A 6,228-nucleotide genomic window follows, 5' to 3' on the forward strand; every position below is an offset into this window, starting at 1 on the left:
CCCCATGGATCTCCCCACTCAACTGCTCGTCTGGCTCTTCACGTTCCTGACGGTCATCGCGATGGCCGTGGCCGCGCAACGGCTGCTGAACGTCAGGTTCGGCATGGTGCGCACCTTCCTGGCGGCCCTGGTCGCCTTCGGGCTGGCGCAGCCGATCATGGAGCCGATCATCGGGCTCATCGGCCCGGACGAGCGGGAGACGGTGCCCGGACCGGGCGCCCTGGGGCTGCTGCTCCTCGTCATCATGTGCGTGGTGCTCATCCCCATGGTGATCCTGGTGCTGGCCGAGGCGCTGGTGCCTCCGGGCTCGGTGCCGGGCCCGCTGGAGCTGGTCCGCTCCGTACGCGGCCGGATCTCCCGGGGCAGGCGCTACTCGCAGATCACCAGGATCGCCATCAGGCACGGCCTCGGCCCCTACCTGCGGGGCCGGGGTGAGCGCCTGGAGGACCACTCGGGCAAGATACGGCTGGCCAGGTCGCTGCGAGAGGCGCTGGAAGACGGCGGCGTGACGTTCGTCAAGCTCGGCCAGGTCCTGTCGACCCGGCGTGACCTGCTGCCCGCCGAGTTCGTCGAGGAACTGGGACGGCTGCAGGACCAGGTGGCGCCCGCGCCGTGGGAGCGGATCGAGCCGGTGCTCGCCGCTGAGCTGGGCGGGCCGGTGGACGAGGTGTTCGCCGAGTTCGATCGCACGCCGCTGGCCGCCGCCTCCATCGGGCAGGTCCACGTCGCCCGGCTGCACGACGGGCAGAGCGTGGTGGTCAAGGTGCAGCGGCCGGACATCGGCGCGGTCGTCGCCAAGGACCTCGAGATCGTCCGGCGGCTGGCCGTCACGCTGGAGTCCAGGACCCGCTGGGGCCGCTCGCTCGGTCTGCGCGACCTGGGCGAGGGGTTCGCCACCGCCATCCGCGAGGAGCTGGACTTCCGCGTCGAGGCCGCCAACATGGCCGCCGTGACCGCCTCGGAAGGCGGCAGCGTCACCTACCCCGCCCCGATCAGCGCCATGTGCACCGAACGTGTACTCGTCATGCAGCGCCTGCCGGGCAGGCCGGTCACCACGGCCACCCGCGAGCAGGGCCCCGAGCTGGCCAGGAACCTGCTCGACTGCCTGCTCAGGCAGATCCTCGTCGAGGGCGTCTTCCACGCCGACCCGCATCCCGGCAACCTCATGCTGCTCGACGACGGCACGCTGGGCCTGCTCGACTTCGGCTCGGTCGGCCGGCTCGACGCCGGAGTGCGCTCCGCCCTGCAACGCTTCCTGCTGGCCATGAACCGGCAGGACCCGCTGGGCGTGACGGACGCGCTGCTGGAGGTGGTGCCGAGGCCGGAGGACATCGACGAGGCCGCGCTCGAACGCGCACTCGGCCAGTTCATGGCCAGGCACCTGGCCGGCGGCATGGACAGCGCCCAGATGTTCACCGACCTGTTCAGGATCGTCTCGGAGTACGGGTTGTCGATCCCGCCCGAGGTGGCCGCCGTCTTCCGCGCCCTGGCCACCCTGGAGGGCACGCTCATCCGTCTCTCGCCCGGATTCAACCTGATCGGCGAGGCCCGCGCGTTCGCCGGCCGTTACCTCGCCGAACAGGTCAGCCCCGAGACCATCAAGGAGACCGTCGGCCACGAGCTCGCCGCGCTGCTGCCGATGCTGCGCCGCCTGCCGCGCCGCGTGGAGCGCATCGCCAGCGCCGCCGAGCACGGCAGATTCAGCATGAACGTACGCCTGCTCGCCGACGACCGCGACCGCGCCTACCTCACGGGCCTGCTGCACCAGGTGCTGCTCACGGTGCTCGGCGCGACGGCCGGCGTCATGGCGGTCATCCTCCTCGGCATCGACGGCGGCCCCACCGCGCTCGGCACGACGTCGTTGTTCCAGCTCATCGGCTACAACCTGCTGGTGATCTCGGCCATCCTCGTGCTGCGCGTGCTCGCCCTGATCTTCCGCCGTCCCCGCGCCTCGGACGAACGCCCCTGAGCCCTCGCCCGGAAAGACTGTGGGGCTCTTGACCGAGGGATGGTCTTGGACATCCAAGGCATCGGGCAGTTTCCCGGTAACACCGGAACCCCTTGGGAGCAGAGGGTGAAAATCATCGGGATTGCGGCCAGCCTTAACAGGGGGTCCTTTATCAACCGGCTGCTCGCGGCCGCGGGCGCCGAGCTGCCCCGGGGCGCCTCCTTCGAGGAATGGCGAGGGCTGGACGACATCCCGCCGTACACCCGGGGGCCCGTTCCCGCGCCGGCCGCCGCCCTGGCCGGTCTGGTGGCCTCGGGTGACGCCGTGTTGCTGACCGCGCCCGAGCACAGCCTGCTGCCGCCCGAGCTGACGTACGCGCTGGAGTGGATGGCGGCCCGGGACGGCCTGTCCGGCAAGCACGTCGCGGTCATGAGCGCGAGCGCACGCGCCTGCGGCGCGATGTGGGCCCAGGCGGAGCTCTACAAGCGGCTCCAGAGCGCCGGAGCGGTCGTCATGGGCGCCGAGCTGGTGATCTCGCCCGCCTGCCCCCATTTCGACGAGTACGGCCGCCTCAGGCCGGCCGCCCTGCGCGACCAGGTACGCACGGTGGTCCGCCAGCTGTGCCCCGCAGGCATCCTCGAACCCGTGCTGTCGCTCTCGACCTAAGGGTCGCGGCGCAGGCGTTTGACGTCGGAGCGTTGTTTCTTGGCCGTGATGCGCCGCTCGACCGCGCCGCGGCTCGGCTTGGTCGGACGACGGCGCTTCGGCGGCGGGGCGATGGCCTCGCGCAGGCGCTGGGCCAGGCGGTCCCGCGCGGCCTGCCTGTTGCGCAGCTGCGACCGGTATTCGGACGCGGCGATCGTGATCGTGTCGCCACCCAGCCGGCCGCGCGCCCGATCCTTGAGCGCCGGCGGCAGCGCGGTGCTCGCGGCCACGTCGAAGGTCAGCTCCACGCGGCTGTCCGTGGTGTTGACGCCCTGACCGCCCGGACCTGACGAGCGTGAGAAACGCCAGACGAGCTCGGCGTCGGGGATGACGACCGAGTCGTTGACGACCAGCGGGCCGGGCATGCGGGGAGCTCCTGTTCGACGTCCTCAGTGCAAGTGTCACCGTATCCGGGCGACATATGCCGCTGGCAACGGCATTTCCCGGCGACGATCACCGGCTTGACGGCGGGATGCAAGCGGCGTATGCCAATATCGCGCATCTAACGATCACGGGTGGGGAGGCGTCGTGGCGGCCATCGTCGGCGTGCACGGAATCGGCAAGTACAACTACTACGTGGACGCCGGACGGTCCGCGGCCGGGGCGGCGGAGGCCATGCGCCGCAAGTGGGACCGTTACCTGCACGCCACGCTCGGCGCTGAGTCCGCTGCCTACTTCGCCGAGATCGCCTACTTCTCCCACCACCTGCACGACGGCAAGGACGACGACGAGCTCCGGTCCGTCGCCGCGACGGAGAACCAGGCCCAGGAGGTCCTCGCCGGCTGGGCCAGGAACATGGGCCTCGGCGAGCACATCACGGGGGCGCTCAAGTCGGTCACCGGCTGGCTGCTGGACAGGCTGGACGGCAGGTCGGCGGCGTTCGCGAAACTGTTCGCGCCCGAGGTGGCGGCCTACCTCACCGACCAGGCCAGGCGGGAGAGCTGCCGGCAGGTCGTGGCCGAGGTCGTCCGGCGCAACCGGCCCAAGGTCGTGATCGCCCACTCGCTCGGCAGCGTCGTCGCGTACGAGACCCTCTGGGCGCACCCCGAGCTCGAGATCGACCTGCTGGTCACCCTCGGCAGCCCGCTCGGCATGCGTCACGTCGTCTTCGAACGCCTCCTGCCCGCCCCCATCAACGGCCGCGGCGAGCGTCCCAAGAACGTCGGACGCTGGGTCAACATCGCCGACAAGGACGACATCGCCGCCATCCCGCCGGCGCTGCGCGAGAGCTTCACCGGCGTCGACGCCGAGGAACTGGTCAACCTCGACTGGATCGACTTCCACACGGCCGAGAAGTACCTCGGCTGCCCCGCCCTCGATCCGTATCTGCGACCATTCATCGCATGACGTGGATCGTGTTCGACTACGGCGGTGTCCTGTCGCTGCCCCAGCCCGAGTCCGACGCGGACGCCATGGCGCGGGCCGTGGGAGCCGACCCCGAGGAGTTCGGGCGCGGCTACTGGGAGCACCGCCTCGCGTTCGACCGGGGGAGCCTGACGCCGTTCGCCTACTGGTCGTCGGTGCTCGGCAGGCCCGTCACCCACTCCGAGGTCGCCCGGCTGGTCGCCATGGACATCGCGAGCTGGGCCCACCCCGACGCGGGCACGGTCGCTCTCCTGGGTGAACTGATCGAGGCCGGACGCGACGTGGCGCTGCTGTCCAACGCCTCCGTGTGCGTCAGCGACGGCCTGGACGAGCTGCCCTGGATCGCCGCGATCGGGCGGCGCTTCTACAGCGGCAGGATGGGCCTGGTCAAACCCGGCAGGGAGATCTACGACGAGGTGGCCCGCGAGCTCGGCGCCGACCCGTACGAGATCGTCTTCGTCGACGACCGGCTGGAGAACGTCCGGGGCGCCGAGCGGGCGGGCATGACCGGCGTGCACTTCAGCGACGCCGCCGCGCTCGGGACGGCGCTGCGGGAGCTCGCCTGACGGCGGCCCGCCCGGCGGCCCGTCCTGTGGCCCGTCCTGTGGCCCGTCCTGTGGCGCGGACTGGACGACCGACGCTGTTCATCCGGCTTTGACTCCCTGGTCACGGCCGGGTCAGCACGACGGGACATACCTGGGAGCGTGGACCGCAGAGCCTTCCTGACAGCGGCGACAGCCGGCCTCCTCCTCCCGCAGCCCGTCAGCCGGCCGGCCATCGCCTCCCCGGCCAGAACCCTCAGACCCGACCCGTTCACGCTGGGCGTGGCCTCCGGCGACCCGTCGGCCGACGGCTTCGTCCTGTGGACCAGGCTGGCCGTCGCCCCGCTCAACGGCGACGGGCACGGCGGCATGCCCTCCCGCGACGTGGACGTCGCCTGGCAGGTCGCGTCCGACGAACGGTTCGCCACGATCGTCAGATCCGGCACCGCCACCGCCAGGGCGCGCAGCGCGCACAGCGTCCACGTCGAGCTGAAAGGGCTGGAGCCGGGGCGCGACTACTTCTACCGGTTCAGGAGCGAGGGCAGGCTCTCACCGGCCGGCCGCACCAGGACCACGCCGGAGGGGGAGACGCCGCTCACGTTCGCGGTGGCCGCGTGCGCCCACTACGAGCACGGCTACTACACCGCCTACCGCCGCCTCGCGCAGGAGGAGCCCGACCTGGTCGTCTTCCTCGGCGACTACATGTACGAGTACGGCCCCAGCGGCTACACCGCGCTGACCGGCCGCGTACGCACCCACACGCCGGGCAAGTGCCGCACGCTCGCCGACTACCGCCTGCGGCACGCGCAGTACAAGAGCGACCGCGACCTGCAGGCCGCGCACGCGGCGGCGCCGTGGCTGGTGGCGTTCGACGACCACGAGGTGGAGAACAACTGGGCCGGCCAGGTCTCCAGCACGGGAGCGCGGGACTTCGCCACACGCCGGCGGGCGGCGTTCAAGGCGTACTACGAGAACATGCCGCTGCGCCGCGCCAGCCTCCAGGGAGCGGTGCTGCGGGTGAACCGGCGGCTCTCGTGGGGCACGCTGGCCCGATTCCACCTGCTGGACACCCGGCAGTTCCGCGACGACCAGGCGTGTGAGGACGGGGTACGGGCAGGGTGCGACGAGCGGCTGGCCGACGGCCGTACGCTTCTCGGGCCCGGCCAGTGGCGCTGGCTGGAGAGCGGGCTGCGCGGCTCCACCACCAGGTGGAACCTGCTCGGGCAGCAGATCATGGTGGCGCAGCGCGACCACAGGACCGGCCCGGGACGCGAGGTGAACCTGGACTCGTGGGACGGCTACGCGGCCGAACGCACACGGCTGCTGAAGTCGCTGGCCCGCACCTCCAACCCGGTGGTGCTGACCGGGGACGCGCACATGCACCACCTGGCCGAGCTCAGGACGGACTTCGACGACCCGGATTCGCCGGTGGTGGCCAGGGAACTGGTGGCGTCGTCGATCGCGAGCGACGGGGACGGGTACCGGGACCGTACGTGGATCGCGGACGCCCTCCAGGAGAACCCCCATTTTTCCTACATCGACCAGCGGCGCGGCTACGTCATGGCGCGACTGACGCGCGACGAGCTGTCCGTGCGGTTCCGTACGTTGGACTACATCTCCCGCCGAGGTGCCCACGCCAGGACCTCCCACCGCCTCACCCTCCCGGCC

Annotated in this window: 6 protein-coding genes; 5 read left to right on the top strand and 1 reads right to left on the bottom strand. The window is 71.3% G+C overall.

The genetic code is table 11. The features are described 5' to 3' along the window. The first annotated feature begins 4 nt into the window (after window positions 1-4). On the top strand, window positions 5-1,969 hold the full coding sequence (locus tag GUY59_RS34745) for an ABC1 kinase family protein (protein WP_138205045.1): 1,965 nt from the start codon (window positions 5-7) through the stop codon (window positions 1,967-1,969). Window positions 1,970-2,074: 105 nt separating this feature from the next. Beyond that, complete coding sequence (locus GUY59_RS34750; RefSeq protein WP_161714846.1) at window positions 2,075-2,614, top strand: NADPH-dependent FMN reductase; 540 nt, start codon at window positions 2,075-2,077, stop codon at window positions 2,612-2,614. Here the strand turns inward: GUY59_RS34750 and arfB are convergent. Next, window positions 2,611-3,018 (bottom strand): alternative ribosome rescue aminoacyl-tRNA hydrolase ArfB, encoded by a 408-nt coding sequence (gene arfB, locus GUY59_RS34755; RefSeq protein ID WP_132338376.1) that lies wholly within the window; start codon window positions 3,016-3,018, stop codon window positions 2,611-2,613. The two genes, GUY59_RS34750 and arfB, sit on opposite strands and share 4 nt — an antisense overlap. Window positions 3,019-3,181: 163 nt before the next feature. On the opposite strand from arfB, the gene GUY59_RS34760 reads away from it, so the two are divergent. From GUY59_RS34760 to GUY59_RS34770, 3 genes are all read left to right on the top strand, one after another. Continuing rightward, window positions 3,182-4,000 (top strand): hypothetical protein, encoded by an 819-nt coding sequence (locus GUY59_RS34760; protein ID WP_138205041.1) that lies wholly within the window; start codon window positions 3,182-3,184, stop codon window positions 3,998-4,000. Continuing rightward, complete coding sequence (locus GUY59_RS34765; RefSeq protein ID WP_138205039.1) at window positions 3,997-4,584, top strand: HAD family hydrolase; 588 nt, start codon at window positions 3,997-3,999, stop codon at window positions 4,582-4,584. Before GUY59_RS34760 ends, GUY59_RS34765 begins: the two co-directional genes overlap by 4 nt. Window positions 4,585-4,722: 138 nt before the next feature. Beyond that, the coding region (locus GUY59_RS34770) for an alkaline phosphatase D family protein (protein ID WP_138205037.1) at window positions 4,723-6,228 on the top strand (1,506 nt) is incomplete at its 3' end.

This window comes from Nonomuraea sp. K271 (genome assembly GCF_009908215.1).
Classification (GTDB): Bacteria; Actinomycetota; Actinomycetes; order Streptosporangiales; family Streptosporangiaceae; genus Nonomuraea; species Nonomuraea longispora.